At 65.2% G+C, this 19,150-nt stretch carries 15 protein-coding genes; 4 read left to right on the top strand and 11 right to left on the bottom strand.

From position 1 onward, the window contains the following. Positions 1-45 precede the first annotated feature (45 nt). The 7 genes from iscU to WS49_RS29785 all read right to left on the bottom strand — a co-directional run bounded on the left by iscU (position 46) and on the right by WS49_RS29785 (position 5,576). On the bottom strand, positions 46-453 hold the full coding sequence (gene iscU, locus WS49_RS29755; RefSeq protein WP_009691729.1) for a Fe-S cluster assembly scaffold IscU: 408 nt from the start codon (positions 451-453) through the stop codon (positions 46-48). A gap of 68 nt (positions 454-521) precedes the next feature. Further along, the gene (locus WS49_RS29760; RefSeq protein ID WP_059535854.1) at positions 522-1,745 is read right to left on the bottom strand and encodes an IscS subfamily cysteine desulfurase; all 1,224 of its coding nucleotides are present in this window, start codon (positions 1,743-1,745) and stop codon (positions 522-524) included. 63 nt (positions 1,746-1,808) lie between these two features. Further along, positions 1,809-2,348 (bottom strand): Fe-S cluster assembly transcriptional regulator IscR, encoded by a 540-nt coding sequence (iscR, locus tag WS49_RS29765; RefSeq protein ID WP_009691731.1) that lies wholly within the window; start codon positions 2,346-2,348, stop codon positions 1,809-1,811. A gap of 119 nt (positions 2,349-2,467) precedes the next feature. Further along, on the bottom strand, positions 2,468-2,950 hold the full coding sequence (locus WS49_RS29770; RefSeq protein WP_059535856.1) for a low molecular weight protein-tyrosine-phosphatase: 483 nt from the start codon (positions 2,948-2,950) through the stop codon (positions 2,468-2,470). A 101-nt stretch (positions 2,951-3,051) separates the two neighbouring features. Beyond that, positions 3,052-3,279, bottom strand: coding sequence for a hypothetical protein (locus tag WS49_RS29775; protein WP_059535859.1), 228 nt, complete (start codon positions 3,277-3,279; stop codon positions 3,052-3,054). Between the two features lie 127 nt (positions 3,280-3,406). Further along, positions 3,407-4,819, bottom strand: coding sequence for a lactate utilization protein B (locus WS49_RS29780; protein WP_059535861.1), 1,413 nt, complete (start codon positions 4,817-4,819; stop codon positions 3,407-3,409). Positions 4,820-4,853: 34 nt separating this feature from the next. Further along, positions 4,854-5,576 (bottom strand): (Fe-S)-binding protein, encoded by a 723-nt coding sequence (locus WS49_RS29785; RefSeq protein ID WP_059535864.1) that lies wholly within the window; start codon positions 5,574-5,576, stop codon positions 4,854-4,856. A gap of 183 nt (positions 5,577-5,759) precedes the next feature. On the opposite strand from WS49_RS29785, the gene WS49_RS29790 reads away from it, so the two are divergent. After that, on the top strand, positions 5,760-6,569 hold the full coding sequence (locus tag WS49_RS29790) for an IclR family transcriptional regulator (protein ID WP_059535866.1): 810 nt from the start codon (positions 5,760-5,762) through the stop codon (positions 6,567-6,569). A 101-nt stretch (positions 6,570-6,670) separates the two neighbouring features. Here WS49_RS29790 and pbpG read toward each other — a convergent pair whose 3' ends face one another. Beyond that, positions 6,671-7,822 carry a D-alanyl-D-alanine endopeptidase gene (gene pbpG / locus WS49_RS29795; protein ID WP_059535869.1) on the bottom strand — a complete coding sequence of 384 codons (1,152 nt, stop codon included), beginning with the start codon at positions 7,820-7,822 and terminating at the stop codon, positions 6,671-6,673. A 653-nt stretch (positions 7,823-8,475) separates the two neighbouring features. On the opposite strand from pbpG, the gene WS49_RS29800 reads away from it, so the two are divergent. Then, positions 8,476-9,042: a phasin family protein gene (locus WS49_RS29800; protein ID WP_059450463.1), complete on the top strand. Its 567-nt coding sequence runs from the start codon at positions 8,476-8,478 to the stop codon at positions 9,040-9,042. Between the two features lie 197 nt (positions 9,043-9,239). Here the strand turns inward: WS49_RS29800 and lpdA are convergent, their stop codons facing one another. The 3 genes from lpdA to aceE form a co-directional block, all read right to left on the bottom strand. After that, complete coding sequence (gene lpdA, locus WS49_RS29805) at positions 9,240-11,009, bottom strand: dihydrolipoyl dehydrogenase (RefSeq protein WP_059535870.1); 1,770 nt, start codon at positions 11,007-11,009, stop codon at positions 9,240-9,242. Between the two features lie 272 nt (positions 11,010-11,281). After that, positions 11,282-12,928: a dihydrolipoyllysine-residue acetyltransferase gene (aceF, locus tag WS49_RS29810; protein ID WP_059535872.1), complete on the bottom strand. Its 1,647-nt coding sequence runs from the start codon at positions 12,926-12,928 to the stop codon at positions 11,282-11,284. A gap of 70 nt (positions 12,929-12,998) precedes the next feature. Further along, the gene (gene aceE, locus WS49_RS29815) at positions 12,999-15,695 is read right to left on the bottom strand and encodes a pyruvate dehydrogenase (acetyl-transferring), homodimeric type (RefSeq protein WP_059535874.1); all 2,697 of its coding nucleotides are present in this window, start codon (positions 15,693-15,695) and stop codon (positions 12,999-13,001) included. Positions 15,696-15,968: 273 nt separating this feature from the next. Here aceE and fixL point away from each other — a divergent pair, with 273 nt between their 5' ends. Together fixL and fixJ are read left to right on the top strand one after the other, a co-directional pair. Further along, positions 15,969-18,485 carry an oxygen sensor histidine kinase FixL gene (gene fixL / locus WS49_RS29820; RefSeq protein ID WP_059464201.1) on the top strand — a complete coding sequence of 839 codons (2,517 nt, stop codon included), beginning with the start codon at positions 15,969-15,971 and terminating at the stop codon, positions 18,483-18,485. Continuing rightward, entirely contained in the window at positions 18,482-19,120 is a 639-nt protein-coding gene (gene fixJ, locus WS49_RS29825) for an oxygen response regulator transcription factor FixJ (RefSeq protein ID WP_006493245.1), read from the top strand. The genes fixL and fixJ overlap by 4 nt, the downstream gene beginning before the upstream one ends. The last annotated feature ends 30 nt before the right edge of the window (positions 19,121-19,150 follow it).

Here is a 19,150-nt window from a genome sequence, read left to right on the forward strand (position 1 = left end):
GCCACCCGGGCCCGCCGCGTTCCTTCACAAGCCGCTCGATGCCGCTCAGGCCGCTGCCTGATCGCCTTCCTTCGTGTCGTGGCGCTTCTTGTAGTCGGCCACGGCTGCCTTGATCGCGTCTTCCGCGAGAATCGAGCAGTGAATCTTCACCGGCGGCAGGGCCAGCTCTTCGGCGATCTGCGTGTTCTTGATCGACAGCGCCTCGTCGAGGGTCTTGCCCTTCACCCATTCGGTCACGAGCGAGCTCGACGCGATCGCCGAACCGCAGCCGTACGTCTTGAACTTCGCGTCTTCGATCACGCCGTCCGCGCCGACGCGGATCTGCAGCTTCATCACGTCGCCGCAGGCCGGCGCGCCGACCATGCCCGTGCCGACCGCGTCGTCGTCTTTCGCGAACGAACCGACGTTACGCGGGTTTTCGTAGTGATCCAGAACCTTGTTGCTGTATGACATGACTCAGACTCCTTGACTCGTTACGTCTGCGTGCGCAAATCCGCCCGCGAATGTATTCAATGCGGTGTTCAGTGTGCGGCCCATTCGATCGTCGACAGATCGATGCCTTCCTGATGCATTTCCCAGAGCGGCGACAGTTCGCGCAGCTTCGCGATCTTGCTGTTCAGCAGTGCGATCACGAAGTCGACGTCCTGCTCCGTCGTGAAGCGGCCGACCGTGAAGCGGATCGAGCTGTGCGCGAGTTCGTCGTTGCGGCCGAGTGCACGCAGCACGTACGACGGCTCCAGCGACGCCGACGTGCACGCCGAGCCCGACGACACCGCGACGTCCTTGATCGCCATGATCAGCGACTCGCCTTCGACGAAGTTGAAGCTGATGTTCAGGTTGTGCGGGACACGGTGCTCCATGTCGCCGTTCACGTACGTTTCCTCGATCTGCGACAGGCCGCGCAGCAGCTTGTCGCGCAGCATGCGGATGCGCTCGTTCTCGGTCGCCATTTCTTCACGCGCGATGCGGAACGCTTCGCCCATGCCGACGATCTGGTGCGTCGCCAGCGTGCCCGAACGCATGCCGCGCTCGTGGCCGCCGCCGTGCATCTGCGCTTCGATGCGCACGCGCGGCTTGCGGCGCACGTACAGCGCGCCGATGCCTTTCGGACCGTAAGTCTTGTGCGCCGAGAACGACATCAGGTCGACCTTCAGCTTCGCGAGGTCGATCTCGACCTTGCCGGTCGACTGTGCGGCGTCGACGTGGAACACGATGCCCTTCTCGCGGCAGATCTCGCCGATCGTCTCGATGTCCTGGATCACGCCGATCTCGTTGTTCACGTGCATGACCGACACGAGGATCGTGTCCGGGCGCAGCGCGGCCTTGAACACGTCGAGGTCGATCAGGCCGTCTTCCTTCACGTCGAGATAGGTGACTTCGAAGCCGTCGCGCTCGAGCTCGCGGCAGGTGTCGAGCACGGCCTTGTGTTCGGTCTTCACCGTGACGATGTGCTTGCCCTTGCCCTTGTAGAAGTTCGCGGCACCCTTGATGGCGAGGTTGTCCGACTCCGTCGCGCCGGACGTCCAGATGATCTCGCGCGGATCCGCGTTCACGAGCGCGGCCACCTGCTCGCGCGCTTCCTCGACCGCGCGTTCCGCGTCCCAGCCGTATGCGTGGCTGCGCGACGCCGGGTTGCCGAACTGCTCGCGCAGATACGGCACCATCTTGTCGACCACGCGCGGGTCGACCGGCGTCGTCGCGCTGTAATCCATATAGATGGGCAGGTGGAGAGTCTCTTGGGTCATCTGTCGCTCCGGGAATTCTGTGCAGGGACTATGTGCGTTATGGGGTGTGCGGCGCGTTCGCGCTCACGAACTCGCGATGTTGAACACCGAATTGGGACCGAGCGGCATCGTGCGCACCGGTTCGGCCGGCGCCGCGACGGGCTCCGGCGTGCGCCGGTCGCGCAGCACCGCGGGTGCGCCCTCGCGTGCGCGCTGCTGATCGACGAGATCCTGCAGCGATACCGAATCGAGGTATTCGACCATTTTCTGGTTCAGGGTCGACCACAGCTCGTGCGTCATGCAATGGCCGTCGGGCTGCTTCGAGCCGTCGCACGTGCCTTTGCCGCCGCACTGCGTGGCGTCGAGCGGTTCATCGACCGCGATGATGATGTCGGCGACGGTGACGTCCTGCGCGCGGCGCGCGAGGTTGTAGCCGCCGCCCGGGCCGCGCACGGATTCGACGATTTCATGCCTGCGCAGCTTGCCGAACAGCTGTTCGAGATACGAGAGCGAAATCCGCTGGCGCTGGCTGATGCCTGCAAGCGTCACCGGGCCCTGCTCCTGGCGCAGTGCCAAGTCAATCATCGCCGTGACGGCGAAACGGCCTTTGGTGGTGAGTCTCATGGTGTCTAGGGGACTGCAATCTTGACGATTTTGGTCAAGTATAAATATTTGACGTTTTTAGTCAAGTATCCATGTCTTCGACAGGGTATTCGCAAATCGCTGAATACGCCCCGCCGCGATCAGCGTGCGGCGCCGCGCTGGAGGGTGTCCAGCAGGCCCGCGCACGCGTGCTCGACCTGGTCGAGCACCTGTTCGAAGCCCTGCGCGCCGCCGAAATAAGGATCCGCCACTTCGGTCTCGGTCGCGCCCGGCGCGAATTCCATCAAGAGGCGCACCTTGTCGCGATGCTCGGGCGGGCAGCGCCGCCGCAATTCCGCGAAATTGGCTTCATCCATCGCCAGCAGCAGATCGAACCGCTCGAAATCCACCGCGCTCACCTGCCGCGCCCGCAGCGCCGACAGGTCGTAGCCGCGGGTGCGGGCCGCCGCCTGCGCACGCGTGTCGGGCGGCTCGCCGACGTGCCAGTCGCCGGTCCCGGCCGAGTCGATCGCGATCCGGTCGGCCAGCCCGGCCGCATCGACCTGGTGGCGCATCACGCCTTCGGCCGTGGGCGAACGGCAGATGTTGCCGAGACAGACGAAACAGATCGCAACGCGGGTCATCGCACTATCGAAAAGCCGCGGCGAACCGCGCGGAAGAAGAACGCGCCATTATACAAAGGCGCCCGGAATCGCGCCGCCGCGCAAAGCGACGGCGGCGTGCCTTACAGCGCCTTGGGTGCGGCGAGCACGACGTCGCCGGATACGGTCGGCAACGGCTTCGCCGCGTCGCCGACCAGCCCGAACGACACCGCGCGCGCGAGCTCGGCCGATGCCTGATGAACGGCGAGCGGGCCACGCGACGGCGCGTCGGCCATCGCGTGCAGATAAGCGACCGCGGCGAGCGGAACGACGATTGCCAGCGGCCAGTACATCGATATTGTCTTTCTCATGATGCGGCTCCTTGACCTCATGCCCCGAAACCCGATTCCGGGGACTACAGGCAGGATTCTATAGGCCGCACCTATCGAGATAAATACATGAATAGCGAACGCACTGTTGTCGCTCGATGAACAGTCGTCAGCCGAGGTGGCTTTGCGATGCCGCGTACAGTTCGCGGAAGGTGCGTCCGGTCGGCGTCGGCATGTCGCGCGTGTCCATCCAGCCGCCCATCATCGGCAGGCGCCGCAGCGTGCCGCCATTGCCGCCCAGCCGCTCGAGGATGCGCACCGCGAGCTTGGTCGTGAGCGCGTACAGCATCGGCCGGCGCGCGACAAAGCCCCACGCGGCGAGCGCGGCGCGCTCGCGCCACGGCCGCAGATGCCGCTCGACCTGTTTCTCGCGCAGCGTGCGCAGCAAGTGCGACAACGGGATCCCGGCCGGGCACACGCTGTCGCATTCGCCACACAGCGTCGCGGCCTGCGGCAGGTCGAGCGCTCGATCGAGCCCCACGTAGCTCGGCGTCAGCACCGAGCCCATCGGGCCCGGATAGACCCATCCGTACGCGTGCCCGCCGACCTTCTGATATACCGGGCAGTGGTTCATGCATGCGCCGCAGCGGATGCAGCGCAGCATCTCCTGGAACTGGCCGCCGATCAGTCCCGTGCGACCGCCGTCGACGAGCACCACGTAGTTGTGCTCCGGACCGTCCTCGTCGCCGGGGCCGCGCGGCCCGGTGAGCAGCGAGAAATAGTTCGAGGTCTTCTGCCCGGTCGCCGAGCGCGGCAGCAGACGCATCGCGGTCGCGAGATCCTCGAGCGTCGGCAGCACCTTCTCGATGCCCGTCACCGCGACATGCACGCGGGGCATCACCGTGCACATCCCTTCGTTGCCTTCGTTCGTGACGACCGCGACCGACCCCGTCTCGGCGATCACGAAGTTGCCGCCCGTCACCCCCATGTCGGCCGACAGGAAATGCGGACGCAGCACCTCACGCGCCTCGCGCGTCATGTCGGGAATCTCGGTCAGCCGCTCGCGGTGGTGCGTGCGCGCGAACAGGTCCGCAATCTCGTCCTTGTCCTTGTGCACGACGGGCGCAATGATGTGGCTCGGCGGCTCGTTGTCGTTGATCTGCAGGATGTATTCGCCGAGGTCGGTCTCGATCGACTGCACGCCCATCTCGGCGAGCACCGCGTTCAGGCGCATTTCCTCGGACACCATCGACTTCGTCTTGATGACCTTCTTCACGTCGTGGCGTCGCGCGATGTCGGCGACGAGCCGCGCGGCGTCGGCGGTCGTTTCCGCGAACAGCACCGTCGTGCCGCGCCGCGTCGCCTCGCGTTCGAACGCCTCGAGCCACACGTCGAGATTCTCCAGCGCACGGTCGCGGCGCGCCTTCAGCGCGGCGCGCGTCGCCTGGAAGTCGATCGCGGTCATCGCGTCGGCGCGTGCGGACACGAACTTCGTCGACAGCTTCTTCAGGTTCTGCTGCAGGCGCTGGTCGGCCAGCTTCTGGCCGGCACGGGCCTTGAAATGCATCGATTGGACTTGCATCGCGGTATCGGGGAAAAGTGAGCGGAACCGGGCGTCAGACGTCGCCCGCCAGCACCTGCGCGACGTGCAGCACGCGCGTGTCGCGGTCGCCCGTGCGGCGCAACCGCCCTTCGATGTTCAGCATGCAGCCGAGATCGCCGAGCACGACGGCGCCCGCGCCCGATGCGCGCACGTTCGCGCATTTCTCATCCGCGATGGCCGCCGAAATGTCGCCGTACTTGACCGCGAACGTGCCGCCGAAGCCGCAGCAGTGCTCGCAGTCCTTCATCTCGGTGACGGCCACGCCGCGCTGCGCGAGCAACGCGCGCGGCTGCGCCTTCACGCCGAGCTCGCGCAGGCCCGAGCACGAGTCGTGATAGGTGACGGGCCCCGTGAATTCGCCGGGCGCAAGCGTCACCTTCGCGACGTTCGCGAGGAAATCGGTCAGTTCATAGACTTTCTGCTGAAATCGCGCATAGCGCCCCATCAGTTCGGGGTCGTCGCGGAACAGGTCGCCGTAGTGCGTGCGGATCATGCCGCCGCACGAGCCCGACGGCGCGACGACGTAGTCGAACTGCTCGAACTCGCGCAGCGTCTTTTCCGCGAGATCGCGTGCGAGCGCGCGGTCGCCCGAGTTGTAGGCCGGCTGGCCGCAGCAGGTTTGCGCGGGCGGCACGAACACCTCGTAGCCGGCTTCGCGAATCAGTTTCAGCGCGGAAAAACCGATTTCCGGACGCATCAGGTCGACCAGGCAGGTCACGAACAAACCGACTCGCATATGCGCTCCTTCGAGAAAACGGCTCTCATTATCCGCCGTTTGGCCGGCAAGACCAACGCCGGCGCGCGCGCAAGCACGCACGGCCGGAAACGAGGACTTCCTCGAACGGCGTTCGCTTTTTTCACGATACGAGATACAATCGACGCAACCACCGCTTGATGCGTCAACCGATTCTCCCCCGACATGAGCCAACCCACCCCGGATTCCAAAACGTCGATCCAGGTGATCGAACGCATGATGCGGCTGCTGGACGCGCTCGCCGCGCACAGCGACCCCGTCAGCCTGAAGGAGCTTGCGCAGCGCACCGAGTTGCATCCGTCGACCGCGCACCGCATCCTCAACGACATGGTGACCTGCCGCCTCGTCGACCGCTCCGACCCCGGCACCTACCGGCTCGGCATGCGGCTGCTCGAGCTCGGCAACCTCGTGAAGGCGCGCCTGTCGGTACGCGACGCCGCGCTGATGCCGATGCGCGAACTGCACCGCCTGACCGGCCAGACCGTGAACCTGTCGGTACGCCAGGGCGACGAAATCGTCTATATCGAGCGCGCGTATTCGGAGCGCTCGGGGATGCAGGTCGTCCGCGCGATCGGCGGCCGCGCGCCGCTGCACCTGACGTCGGTCGGCAAGCTGTTTCTCGCGGTCGACGAAACGTCGCGCGTGCGCGCCTACGCGACGCGCACCGGGCTGTCCGGCCATACGCAGAACAGCATTACCGACATCGCGAAGCTCGAGCGCGAACTGACGCTCGTGCGCCAGCAATCGTGCGCGCGTGACAACGAGGAACTGGAGCTGGGCGTGCGCTGTATCGCGGCCGGCATCTACGACGACTCGGGCAAGCTCGTCGCGGGCCTCTCGCTGTCGGCACCGGCCGATCGCCTGCAGGACGCGTGGCTCGGCCAGTTGAGCCGCACCGCCCTCACCATTTCGGAATCGCTCGGCTATCGGCCGGAGCCCGCGAAGGACGCCGAAGGGCTGCAACGGCACGCATGACCCGCACCGCCCGCCGCACTGCGGCCGGACGAAAAAAAGCCCCGCGATTGCGGGGCTTTTTCTTTGCGGCGACGGTACGGCGGCGAACCGCCGTGGCGCGATCAGGTGCCGCCGCTCGCCGTGTTGGCCGCCGTCAGGCGCTCGCCGCCGCCGGCGTCGAGCCAGTTGCGCAGGCGCGCCGCGTCGGCGAAACGCGAATACTTGCCGAACGAATCCAGCAGCACCATCACCATCGGCCGGCCGTGGATCGTCGCCTGCATCACGAGACATTCGCCTGCCTCGTTGATGAAGCCCGTCTTCTGCAGGCCGATGTCCCACGAGCCGTTGCCGCGGATCAGCGCGTTCGTGCTGTTGTAGACCAGATTGCGCTTGCCCGTATTGACGTCGTACGTGCGATCGGTCGAGAACTGGCGAATCATCGGGTACTGGTACGCCGCGTTGACCATCTTGACGAGGTCGCGCGCGCTCGACACGTTCGAGCTCGACAGACCCGTCGAATTCTCGAAGTGCGTGTCGTTCATGCCGAGCGACTTCGCCTTCGCGTTCATCGCGGCGATGAATGCCGGACGGCCACCCGGGTAGTAGCGCGACAGCGCGGCAGCGGCACGGTTTTCCGACGCCATCAGCGCGATGTGGAGCATGTCCTCGCGCGACAGGACCGAGCCGACCGACAGGCGCGAGCCCGTGCCCTTTTCGTAGTCGCGGTCTTCGTCGGTGACTTCGAGCTGGTCGGTCATCGGCGATTTCGCGTCGAGCACGACCATCGCCGTCATCAGCTTCGAGATCGACGCGATCGGCACGACGGCGTGCGAATTCTTGTCGAACAGCGGCTCGCCGGTGTTCTGGTCGACGACGTACGCGACGCTCGAGCGCAGCGCGAGCGCGTCCGGCGTGTCGTGCAGGCCGAATGCCTGACCGACCGTCGGGCGACGCGGCTGGAACGCGACCTTGCGCACCGCACCGCGGTGGCCGTGCACGTTCGACGCGAGCGTCGCGCGCTTGCGCGTTGCCTTCGGCGCATCGGCCGACGCGACGTTGGCGGATTTCGCGGAGGCGGCCTTCACCGTCTTCTTCTTCGCCGAAGAAGTGGAAGCGGCTTTCTTGGCGGCCTGATGGGTCTTCGCAGTGGCGGCAAAGGCGTCAGCGGGTGCGACGGACGCAGCGGTCGCCAGCAAGGCGACGGCGACCGACACAGCCGTGCCGAGCGTCATGCTCTGCAACAATCTGCGCGGTGAAAACGATTCGGCTTTCATTGGGGTCTGGACAAAGCGGGCGGGAGTTTCCGCAAGTGTAGTTAAAGCTGAAAAAAAGAGCAATATTAGGCACTTACCGATCGTCGTTAAACCGGAATGTAAGAGTTGACCAACGACGAGTCGATCAACCCTCCCGCTCCCATCGAAAAAATTGATGAGATGCGCTGCCCGACAGCACCCGTCTCCCGATTACCACACGGTTAATTGAGATAACGTCACTTTGGCGACGAATTAAAGCGGGGAAAGTACGTACCCGGCGCTCGGTGTGCCTGCGGCACCGGTGTCGACCGCGGCGGCGGCACATCGCCACGGCACGCGCAGTGAAACGGCGCGCTTTTCGACAGGAACAGAAGCATAACGTTCCACATGCCTGTCAGGTTTACCTGTGCATGATCATGGTGCGCCGCGCCTTCCCCGGCCCGGTGCGCACCATGTGGGATCACGTCTGAAACCGATTCCGGATGGGCCTGATAACTCGTTGTTTTATCGATAATTTGTCGCGATTGTGCAACGCACAAAAAGTACTTGACAAGCGTTTTCTCTGCCCTAAAATACGACTCATTGCTGCGTTGCACAAAGCACGCGCATCCGTGGTTCCCCAGCGTAGTGCCCCTTACCCTGCGATCGACGCGATCGCTTTTCAGGAGCTTGACATGTCCTTGCTGACCCCCGAGCAAATCGCCGCCGCACAGAAAGCCAACCTCGAAAGCCTGTTCGGTCTGACGACCAAGGCGTTCGAAGGCGTCGAAAAGCTGATCGAACTCAACCTGCAGGTCGTGAAGTCGTCGCTGGCGGAAAGCCAGGAAAACGCGCAGCGCCTGCTGTCGGTGAAGGACGCGCAGGAACTGATCGCGCTGCAAGCGAGCCTGTCGCAGCCGGTCGCGGAAAAGGTGCTGTCGTACAGCCGTCACCTGTATGAAATCGCGTCGTCGACGCAAGCCGAGTTCGCGAAGGTTGCCGAAGCGCAATTCGAAGAGCAGAACAAGAAGGTCCAGGCGCTCGTCGACAACGTCGCGAAGAACGCCCCGGCCGGTTCGGAAACGGCTGTCGCCGCCCTGAAGTCGGCGCTGAACGCAGCGAACACGACGTACGAAACGGTCCAGAAGGCTGCCAAGCAAGCCGTCGAGATCGCCGAAACGAACTTCAACGCGGCTGCCGCTGTCGCGACGAAGGCTGCGAGCGCTGCTGCATCGCGCCGTTCGAGCAAGCCGGCCGCGTAAGCGCCCCCTGCTCCTGAAGAAGCCGCGCACTGCGCGGCTTTTTTTCGTTTCCGGCGTCGGAACATCCGGGCATCCGGTCGTCGCCGGCGCGTTGGGACACTGCCGTCGGCTGCAGGCAAAAGAAAACGCCGCCGTCCGGATATCCCGGGCGGCGGCGTTTTTTCGTGGCCGGCACGAGGCCGGCCATGCCGGTCGCGTTACTTCTTGCGTTGCGGCGGCAGGTCCGTGCAGACGCCTTCGTACAGCTCGGCGGCCATGCCGACCGATTCGCCGAGCGTCGGGTGCGGATGGATCGTCTTGCCGATGTCTTCCGCGTCCGCGCCCATCTCGACGGCGAGGCACACTTCGCTGATCAGGTCGCCCGCGTTCAGGCCGACGATACCGCCGCCGATCACGCGATGGGTTTCCTCGTCGAAGATCAGCTTCGTGAAGCCTTCGTCGCGGCCGTTCGCGATCGCGCGGCCCGATGCGGCCCACGGGAACACGGCCTTGCCGTACTTGATGCCTTCGGCCTTGCACTGGTCTTCCGTCTTGCCGGCCCAGGCCACTTCCGGATCCGTGTACGCCACCGACGGGATCTGCAGCGCGTCGAAGTACGCCTTCTCGCCGTGCGCGGCTTCCGCTGCGACGTGGCCTTCATGCACGGCCTTGTGCGCGAGCATCGGCTGACCGACGATGTCGCCGATCGCGAAGATGTGCGGGACGTTCGTGCGCATCTGCTTGTCGACGTCGATGAAGCCGCGGTCGGTGACCGCGACGCCGGCCTTGTCGGCACCGATCTTCTTGCCGTTCGGGCTGCGGCCCACCGCGACGAGCACGAGGTCGTAGCGCTGCGCTTCCGCCGGCGCCTTCTCGCCCTCGAACTTCACGTAGATGCCGTCTTCCTTCGCTTCCGCGCCGACCGTCTTGGTCTTCAGCATCACGTTGCCGAAGCGCTTCGCGTTGTACTTTTCCCAGACCTTCACGAGATCGCGGTCCGCGCCCATCATCAGGCCGTCCATCATTTCGACGACGTCGATCTCGGTGCCGAGCGTCGAGTACACCGTCGCCATTTCGAGGCCGATGATGCCGCCGCCGATCACGAGCATGCGCTTGGGCAGTTGACGCAGTTCGAGCGCGCCCGTCGAATCGACGACGCGCGGGTCTTCCGGCATGAACGGCAGCTTCACTGCCTGCGAGCCGGCAGCGATGATCGCCTGCTTGAACTTGACGACCTTCTTGCCGTTTTCGCCCTGCACTTCCATGTGATACGGATCGACGAATGCGCCGACGCCGGTGACCACTTCGACCTTGCGCGCCTTCGCCATGCCGGCGAGGCCCGTCGTCAGCTTCTTGACCACGCCGCCCTTGAAGTCGCGCAGCTTGTCGAGATCGACCTGCGGCTTGCCGAACGAGATGCCGTGCGCCGCGAGCGCTTCGGCTTCCTCGACGACGAGCGCCGTGTGCAGCAGTGCCTTCGACGGAATGCAACCGACGTTCAGGCAGACGCCGCCGAGCGTCGAGTAGCGTTCGACCAGCACCGTCTTCATGCCGAGGTCGGCTGCGCGGAACGCGGCCGAATAGCCGCCGGGGCCGGCGCCGAGCACGAGCATGTCGCACTCGATGTCGGCGGAGCCGCTGTAGCTGCCGGCTTGCGGCGCGGGTGCCGCAGCGGCGGCGGGCGCAGCGGCCGGAGCCGGTGCTGCGGCCTTAGCGGGTTCGGCTGCTTTCGCCGGAGCGGCGGCGCCTGCCGAAGCTTCGACGATGGCGATGACCGTGCCTTGCGAGACTTTCTCGCCGGCCTTGACCTTGACTTCCTTGACCGTGCCGGCGACGTCGCTGGGCACTTCCATGGAGGCCTTGTCCGATTCGAGCGTGATGAGCGTTTGCTCTTTTTCGATCACGTCGCCCGGCTTCACGTTGACTTCGATGACATCGACGCCGCTGAAATCGCCGATATCCGGAACCTTGACTTCGATGAGACTCATTACTGTCCCCTTCTTGATTAGCTGCAGACAGAGAGGGAGCCGCTCGCGGAAGAACTACGGTCTGACAAGAGAACGCACACTTGGGCAGGACCACCTTTGCCGTCCGCCCAAGGACGCGCCTTTCTTTTGGTTACTTTTCTTTGGAAGACAAAGAAAAGTGACCGCCGCCCCGCGCAGGGGCGACGATAGCAGACCGTCAAGAAAGCCAGTTCAACGACAGGGCGTGGATCACCGAAAGAAAACCCACGCCCCGCGAGCACGCTCCCCGCTCATCAAAGAATGATGCGACGGAAATCGGCGAGCAACGCACCGAGATACGCATTGAACCGCGCGGCTTCCGCGCCATCGATGACACGATGGTCATACGACAGCGACAGCGGCAGCGTCAGACGCGGCACGAACTGCTTGCCGTCCCACACCGGCTTCATCTGACCGCGCGACAACCCGAGGATCGCGACTTCCGGCGCGTTGATGATCGGCGTGAAGTTGGTGCCGCCGATGCCGCCGAGCGACGAGATCGAGAAGCAGCCGCCCTGCATCTGGTCCGGCTTCAGCTTGCCGTCGCGCGCGGCCTTCGACAGCTCGGCCATTTCCTTCGCGATGTCGACGAGGCCCTTCTTGTCCGCGTCGCGGATCACCGGCACGACGAGACCGTTCGGCGTGTCCGCGGCGAAACCGATGTGGTAGTACTGCTTGAACACCAGGTTGTCGCCGTCGAGGCTCGCGTTGAAGGTCGGGAACTTCTTCAGCGCCGCGACGACCGCCTTGATCACGAATGCGAGCATCGTGAACTTCACGCCGGCCTTCTCGTGCTCCTTGTTCAGCTGCACGCGCAGCGCTTCGAGCTCGGTGATGTCCGCTTCGTCGTTGTTCGTGACGTGCGGGATCATCACCCAGTTGCGATGCAGGTTCGCGCCCGAGATCTTCTTGATGCGCGACAGCGGCTTCGCCTCGAACGGGCCGAACTTCGCGAAGTCGACCTTCGGCCACGGCAGCAGGTTCAGCTCGCCGCCGCCTGCCGGCGCGGCTGCCGCGCCCGGCGCTGCGCGCTGGCCCGTCATCACGCCCTTCACGAAGCCCGTGATGTCGTCCTTCGTGATACGGCCCTTCGGACCGCTACCCTGCACGCGTGCGACTTCGACGCCGAGTTCGCGCGCGAATTTGCGCACGGACGGCGATGCGTGGCTCGCGCGATACTCGCCCGACGGTGCAGCGGCCGGCGCGGCAGCAGCCGGAGCCGGCGCGGCCTTCGCGGGGGCCGGTGCGGCGGCGGGTGCCGGCGCTGCTGCGGCCGGTGCCGGTGCGCTCGCTTGCGGCGCGGCGGCCGGCGCGGCGCCGGCGGCGTCGAGCAGCACGATCAGCGTGCCTTCCGACACCGAGTCGCCCACCTTGACCTTGATTTCCTTCACGACGCCGGCGGCCGGGCTCGGCACGTCCATCGTCGCCTTGTCCGATTCGAGCGTGACGAGCGACTGCTCCTTCTCGACCGTGTCACCGACCTTCACGCCGATCTCGATCACCGGGACGTCCTTGTAGTCGCCGATGTCGGGCACCTTCACCTCGAGCGTGCCGCCCGACGCAGCAGGAGCGGCAGCCGGCGCGGCTGCGGCCGGTGCCGGAGCTGCCGCCGGAGCCGGCGCTGCTGCCGGCGCGGCCGCGCCGTTCACCTGCGCCGCGGCGCCGCCTTCGAGCAGGATGATCAGCGAGCCTTCCGATACGGAATCGCCCACCTTGATCTTCACTTCCTTGACCGTGCCGGCTGCCGGGCTCGGGACGTCCATCGTCGCCTTGTCCGACTCGAGCGTGACGAGCGACTGCTCGGGCTCGACCGTGTCGCCCACCTTCACGAGCACCTCGATGACGGGCACGTCCTTGTAATCGCCGATATCCGGCACCTTCACTTCGATCGCTTGACTCATCTTTTTGTGTCTCCATGGCCGCGCGCGCCCCTCCCGGAAGCGGCGCGCGGCATCACACGGCGCGTGTGCGTTAAACGGTCATCGGGTTGGGCTTCGACGGATCGAGGTTGTACTTGGCAATCGCGTCCGCGACCACCTTGCGCTCGATCGTGCCTTCGTCGGCCAGCGCGTTCAGCGCGGCGACGGTGACCCAGTGACGGTCGACTTCGAAGAAGTGACGCAGCTTCTCGCGGGTGTCCGAACGACCGAAGCCGTCCGTGCCCAGCACGACGAAGCGGCGATCGATCTGGCCGCGGATCTGGTCGACCAGCGCGCGCACGTAGTCGGTCGATGCGATGACCGGGCCTTGCGTGTCCTTCAGGCACTTCTGCACGTGCGACAGGCGACGCTCTTCGGTCGGATGGAGCAGATTCCAGCGCTCGATTTCGTGACCTTCACGCGCGAGTTCGGTGAAGCTCGGCACGCTCCACAGGTCGGCCGCGACACCCCAGTCGTTCTTCAGCAGGTCGGCGGCGGCGATCACTTCGTTGAAGATCGTGCCCGCGCCGAGCAGCTGCACGCGCGGCGCCTTCTGGTCGGCGTCCGCCTTCTTGAACGCGTACATGCCCTTGATGATGTCGGCCGCCACGTGCTCGCCCTGCGGAATCGCCGGGTGCTCGTAGTTCTCGTTCATCACCGTGATGTAGTAGTACACGTCTTCCTGGTCCTGCACCATGCGGCGCAGACCGTCCTGGATGATCACCGCGAGTTCGTAGCCGAACGTCGGGTCGTAGCTCACGCAGTTCGGCACCGATGCCGCCCACAGGAGCGAGTGACCGTCTTCGTGCTGCAGGCCTTCGCCGTTCAGCGTCGTGCGGCCCGCGGTGCCGCCGAGCAGGAAGCCGCGCGAGCGCATGTCGCCCGCCGCCCATGCCAGGTCGCCGATCCGCTGGAAGCCGAACATCGAATAGAAGATGTAGAACGGCACCATGATCTCGCCGTGCGTCGAATACGACGTCGCCGCCGCGATCCAGTCGCACATGCCGCCCGCTTCGTTGATGCCTTCCTGCAGGATCTGGCCGGTTTCCGATTCCTTGTAGAACATCAGCTGGTCGGAATCTTCCGGCACGTACTTCTGGCCTTCCTGGTTCCAGATACCGATCTGGCGGAACAGGCCTTCCATGCCGAACGTACGCGATTCGTCCGGGACGATCGGCACGACGCGCTTGCCCAGCGCCTTGTCCTTCAGCAGGATGTTCAGGATCCGCACGAACGCCATCGTCGTCGAGATCTCGCGGCCTTCGCCCGTGCCCTTCAGCAGCGGCTCGAATGCGTCGAGCGCCGGCACCGGCAGCGACGTCGCCTTCTCGCGGCGATGCGGCAGGTAGCCGCCGAGGTCCATGCGCTTCTGGCGCATGTATTCGAGTTCCTTCGAACCTTCCTCGAACTTCAGGTACGGCACGTCGGCGATCTGCTCGTCGGTGATCGGCAGGCGGAACTGGTCACGGAACTTCTTCAGTTGCTCGACCGGCAGCTTCTTCTGCTGGTGCGTGATGTTCATCGCCTGGCCCGACTCGCCCATCCCGTAGCCTTTGATGGTCTTCGCGAGGATGACGGTCGGCGCGCCCTTCGTGTTGGTCGCTTCGTGGAATGCCGCGTAGATCTTGTGCGGATCGTGGCCGCCACGGTTCAGCGCCCAGATGTCGTCGTCCGACCAGTCGGCGACGAGCGCCTTCAGTTCAGGCGTGTTGAAGAAGTGCTCGCGTACGAACGCGCCCGACTCCGACTTGTACGTCTGGTATTCGCCGTCGACGACTTCCATCATGCGGCGCATCAGCGCGCCCGTCTTGTCGCGTGCGAACAGCGCATCCCAGCGGCTGCCCCAGATGACCTTGATCACGTTCCAGCCGGCGCCGCGGAATTCCGATTCCAGTTCCTGGATGATCTTGCCGTTGCCGCGCACCGGGCCGTCGAGACGCTGCAGGTTGCAGTTGATCACGAACACGAGGTTGTCGAGCTTCTCGCGGCTCGCCATGCCGATCGCGCCGAGCGATTCCGGCTCGTCCGTCTCGCCGTCGCCGAGGAACGCCCAGACCTTGCGGCCGGCGGTCTTCGCGATGCCGCGCGATTCCAGGTACTTCATGAAGCGTGCCTGGTAGATCGCCATGATCGGGCCGAGCCCCATCGACACGGTCGGGAACTGCCAGAAGTCCGGCATCAGCCACGGGTGCGGGTACGACGAGATGCCCTTGCCGTCGACTTCCTGGCGGAAGCTGTCGAGCTGCTCTTCCGACAGGCGGCCGAGCAGGAACGCGCGCGAGTACACGCCCGGCGACGAGTGGCCCTGCACGAACACGAGATCGCCGCCGTGCTGGTCCGATGCCGCGTGCCAGAAGTGGTTGTAGCCGACGTCATAGAGCGTCGCGGCCGATGCGAACGATGCGATGTGACCGCCGACGTTCGTGTCCTTGCCTGCGCGCAGCACCATCGCCAGCGCGTTCCAGCGCGTGTACGAACGGATGCGGTGCTCGACGTCCTGGTCGCCCGGAATCTTCGCCTGGGCTTCGACCGGGATCGTGTTGATGTACGGGGTGTTGGCGGAGAACGGCAGGTGTTCGCCGTGCATGCGGGCGAATTCGATCTGCTTTTCGATCAGGTAGTGCGCGCGGCCGGTGCCCACGGAGGAGATCACGCCGTCGAGCGACTCGAGCCATTCAACGGTTTCTTGCGGGTCGTCGTCACGATCGGCGGCGACATATTTCATCACTTCGTTCGGTACAGCGGACATTCTCGTCTCCTGGGTCCTGGAATGTGAGGATCGCTCTCGTGCAGACGACGCGACGCGGCCGGCTGCGGGCAAGCTCCGACGGATTGTAATGATCGTGTACGGCCACGCGCAACAAAATTTTCGAATTGTGAGATCTTTTCTCGCAATGCGGAATATTGCTGCGCTGCACCCTCGTATCGGGCCTCTCCGGCACGCGCCGCGAGCACAAATCCGTTTCCGTTCAACATATCCGGTATGGGTTTTCCATGTATTGCGCTGCGCTACAATCCTGCCATGTTGACCGATCGGCTTTTCGCACGCTCGGCGCGACCGTCGGGCCCGCCGGCGGAGTCGCAGCCGTCCCGCTGGCACCACGGACCGTGGTGGTCCAACTCCTATTTGCTGACGCCGCTGCTGTCGATCCTCGTGTTCCTCGTGGTGATGAGCCTGATTCTATGGAGCCTCAATCGCCGCGAACAGCAGCAGCAGGAAGACACCCTGTTCCGTAACGTCGCGTGGGCGCAGCAGCAGATCCGCCTGTCGATGACGGGCGCGCAGGAGCAGCTGCAGGCGCTGTCGCGCGATCTCGCGTCCGGCCGCCTCGACCAGAACGCATTCCAGATGGCGGTCGCGGACGTGATGCAGACGCATCCGGAAATCCTCTATCTGAACTGGTACACCGCGCCCGGCGTGCAGCGCTGGCCGACCGTGCACCCGCCGCTGCTCGGCCAGCGGCTCGCGAAGCCCGGCGACGCGCAGATGCAGGACGCCGTGCGCGGCGCGTACGACGAGGCGCGCAGCACGCGCCGCCAGGCCTATTCGCCGCTGATCTACGACGACTTCGGCAACGGCTTCATCACGCTGCAGACGCCCGTGATGCGCGGCGACCGCGAATATCTCGGCTCGATCGCCGCGGTGTTCTCGGTCGAAGGGATCCTGAAGCACGACATCCCGCAGGAGCTGTCGTCGAAGTACAAGATCTCGATCACCGACTCGAACAACCGCGAGCTGTCCTCCACGTCGACGCGCCCGCGCCTGCCGCGCGACTCCCACTACGACCTGCCGCTCGATCCGCCCGGCCAGGGGCTGACCGTGCGCGTGTACGCATTCCCGCAGCTCACGAACCTGACCAACAACACGCTCGTGTGGCTGGTCGCCGGCCTGTCGTGCTTCGTGCTGTGGAGCCTCTGGAGCCTGTGGAAGCACACGCGCCAGCGCTTCGAGGCGCAGCAGGCGCTGTACGCGGAAGCATTCTTCCGCCGCGCGATGGAAAACTCGGTGCTGATCGGCATGCGCGTGCTCGACATGCACGGCCGCATCACGCACGTGAACCCCGCGTTCTGCCGGATGACGGGCTGGGACGAGACCGACCTCGTCGGCAAGGTCGCGCCGTTCCCGTACTGGCCGCGCGACGCCTACCCGGAAATGCAGCGCCAGCTCGACATGACGCTGCGCGGCAAGGCGCCGAGCTCGGGCTTCGAGCTGCGCGTGCGGCGCAAGAACGGCACGCTGTTCCATGCGCGCCTCTACGTGTCGCCGCTGATCGACAGCTCGGGCCGCCAGACCGGCTGGATGTCGTCGATGACCGACATCACCGAGCCGAAGCGCGCGCGAGAGGAACTCGCGGCCGCGCACGAGCGCTTCACGACGGTGCTCGAAAGCCTCGACGCCGCCGTGTCGGTGCTCGCCGCCGACGAAGCCGAGCTGCTGTTCGCGAACCGCTACTACCGCCATCTGTTCGGGATCCGCCCGGACGGCCACCTGGAGCTGTCCGGCGGCGGCTTCGACCGCGCGCAGGCGTCGTCCGACTCGATCGACATGGTCGACGCGTTCGCGGGCCTGCCGGCCGCCGCGCTGACGAGCAGCACGGCCGACGCGCAGGAGGTGTACGTCGAGAGCATCCAGAAGTGGTTCGAGGTGCGCCGCCAGTACATCCAGTGGGTGGACGGCCACCTCGCGCAGATGCAGATCGCGACCGACATCACGACCCGCAAGAAGGCGCAGGAACTCGCGCACCAGCAGGAGGAGAAGCTGCAATTCACGAGCCGATTGATGACGATGGGCGAAATGGCGTCGTCGATTGCTCACGAATTGAACCAGCCGCTCGCCGCGATCAACAACTACTGCTCGGGCACGCTCGCGCTCGTGAAGAGCGGCCGCGGCACGCCCGAGACGCTGCAGCCCGCGCTGGAAAAGACCGCGCAGCAGGCGCTGCGCGCGGGGATGATCGTCAAGCGGATTCGCGAATTCGTGAAGCGCAGCGAGCCGAAGCGCCAGCCGGCGCGGGTCGCGGACATCGTCGCCGACGCGGTCGGGCTCGCCGAAATCGAGGCCAGGAAGCGCAGGATCCGGATCGTCACGGAAATCCTCGCAAGAATGCCTATTATTTATGTCGACCCCGTGCTGATCGAGCAGGTGCTCGTTAACCTGATGAAGAACGCGGCCGAGGCGATGGCCGACGTGAAGCCGGCGTCGGCGGACGGCGTGATCCGCGTCGTCGCCGACATCGACGCGGGTTTCGTCGACATCCGCGTGATCGACCAGGGTCCGGGCGTGGACGAAGCGACCGCCGAACGCCTGTTCGAACCGTTTTACAGCACCAAGTCCGACGGCATGGGCATGGGGCTGAACATCTGCCGTTCGATCATCGAATCGCATCGGGGGCGTCTGTGGGTGGTCAACAATGTCGAACCGGACGGCCGCATTTCCGGCGCGACATTCCACTGCAGCCTGCCCATTGGGGAACCCGCTGATCTCGGCCAAGGGGGGCGCGAGGCATCGGCATCACATACCGTTACGGGAGAACTATGAATAGCCCTGTCACCACCACTCAGGAAACTGTCTTCGTCGTCGACGACGACGAGGCCGTACGGGACTCGCTGCGCTGGCTGCTGGAGGCGAACGGCTATCGCGTGCAATGCTTCTCGAGCGCCGAGCAGTTCCTCGATGCCTATCAGCCGGCGCAGCAGGCCGGCCAGATCGCCTGCCTGATCCTCGACGTGCGGATGTCGGGCATGAGCGGCCTCGAACTGCAGGAACGCCTGATCGCGGACAACGCCGCGCTGCCGATCATCTTCGTCACGGGCCACGGCGACGTGCCGATGGCAGTGTCGACGATGAAAAAGGGTGCGATGGACTTTATCGAGAAACCGTTCGACGAGGCCGAGCTGCGCAAGCTCGTCGAGCGGATGCTCGACAAGGCCCGAAGCGAAAGCAAGAGCGTCCAGGAACAGCGCGCCGCGAGCGAGCGCCTGTCGAAGCTGACCGCGCGCGAGCAGCAGGTGCTCGAGCGGATCATCGCCGGCCGCCTGAACAAGCAGATCGCCGACGATCTCGGGATCAGCATCAAGACGGTCGAAGCGCACCGCGCGAACATCATGGAAAAGCTCAACGTCAACACGGTCGCCGATCTGCTGCGCCTCGCGCTGTCGAAGAAGCAGGCCTGAACGTCGCGCGCGGCCGCGGGGCACCTGCCC

This window comes from Burkholderia sp. RF7-non_BP4 (genome assembly GCF_001521935.1).
Classification (GTDB): Bacteria; Pseudomonadota; Gammaproteobacteria; order Burkholderiales; family Burkholderiaceae; genus Burkholderia; species Burkholderia diffusa.

Bases quoted from the DNA above. Each gene is read 5' to 3' on its own strand.
- aceF (WP_059535872.1), bottom strand. From the start codon at position 12,928: ATGAGTCAAGCGATCGAAGTGAAGGTGCCGGATATCGGCGATTACAAG.
- WS49_RS29780 (WP_059535861.1), bottom strand. From the start codon at position 4,819: ATGCAAGTCCAATCGATGCATTTCAAGGCCCGTGCCGGCCAGAAGCTG.
- aceE (WP_059535874.1), bottom strand. From the start codon at position 15,695: ATGTCCGCTGTACCGAACGAAGTGATGAAATATGTCGCCGCCGATCGT.
- fixJ (WP_006493245.1), top strand. From the start codon at position 18,482: ATGAATAGCCCTGTCACCACCACTCAGGAAACTGTCTTCGTCGTCGAC.
- lpdA (WP_059535870.1), bottom strand. From the start codon at position 11,009: ATGAGTCTCATCGAAGTCAAGGTTCCGGATATCGGCGATTTCAGCGGC.
- pbpG (WP_059535869.1), bottom strand. From the start codon at position 7,822: ATGAAAGCCGAATCGTTTTCACCGCGCAGATTGTTGCAGAGCATGACG.
- WS49_RS29775 (WP_059535859.1), bottom strand. From the start codon at position 3,279: ATGAGAAAGACAATATCGATGTACTGGCCGCTGGCAATCGTCGTTCCG.
- WS49_RS29785 (WP_059535864.1), bottom strand. From the start codon at position 5,576: ATGCGAGTCGGTTTGTTCGTGACCTGCCTGGTCGACCTGATGCGTCCG.
- WS49_RS29770 (WP_059535856.1), bottom strand. From the start codon at position 2,950: ATGACCCGCGTTGCGATCTGTTTCGTCTGTCTCGGCAACATCTGCCGT.
- iscR (WP_009691731.1), bottom strand. From the start codon at position 2,348: ATGAGACTCACCACCAAAGGCCGTTTCGCCGTCACGGCGATGATTGAC.
- fixL (WP_059464201.1), top strand. From the start codon at position 15,969: ATGTTGACCGATCGGCTTTTCGCACGCTCGGCGCGACCGTCGGGCCCG.
- WS49_RS29760 (WP_059535854.1), bottom strand. From the start codon at position 1,745: ATGACCCAAGAGACTCTCCACCTGCCCATCTATATGGATTACAGCGCG.
- WS49_RS29790 (WP_059535866.1), top strand. From the start codon at position 5,760: ATGAGCCAACCCACCCCGGATTCCAAAACGTCGATCCAGGTGATCGAA.
- WS49_RS29800 (WP_059450463.1), top strand. From the start codon at position 8,476: ATGTCCTTGCTGACCCCCGAGCAAATCGCCGCCGCACAGAAAGCCAAC.
- iscU (WP_009691729.1), bottom strand. From the start codon at position 453: ATGTCATACAGCAACAAGGTTCTGGATCACTACGAAAACCCGCGTAAC.